General features: G+C 56.6%; 1 protein-coding gene. It reads right to left on the minus strand.

Annotated features, from left to right (window positions below):
* On the minus strand, positions 1–160 hold a 160-nt coding region (locus tag EN852_RS39825), incomplete at its 3' end, for a LysR family transcriptional regulator (protein WP_135879975.1).
* Positions 161–288: the final 128 nt, after the last annotated feature.

Here is a 288-nt window from a genome sequence, read left to right on the forward strand (position 1 = left end):
GGAAAATCGGCGTATCCGCCTGCTCTTCGAGCTTCTTCAATTGCGCGCTGACGGCTGACGTCGAGCGCCCCAGCCGCTCGGCCGCCTTGGCGAAACTGCCCAGCTCCATGCCGGTGACGAAGGTTCTGAGGACATCGAGATCGAACGTGACACGGCGCATGGGATTGTCCTGATTCTCAGGAGTATCGATCAAAAACTTCCTGATTTTATGGATGAAGCTATGGCGCTAAATCCTGTGCGTCAAGGCCGCCTGCCGGTCGTCACGGGAATGAATTCATGTCTGCCATC

Origin of the sequence: Mesorhizobium sp. M2E.F.Ca.ET.209.01.1.1, assembly GCF_004010375.2 — a bacterium.
In the GTDB taxonomy this organism is placed as follows: domain Bacteria; phylum Pseudomonadota; class Alphaproteobacteria; order Rhizobiales; family Rhizobiaceae; genus Mesorhizobium.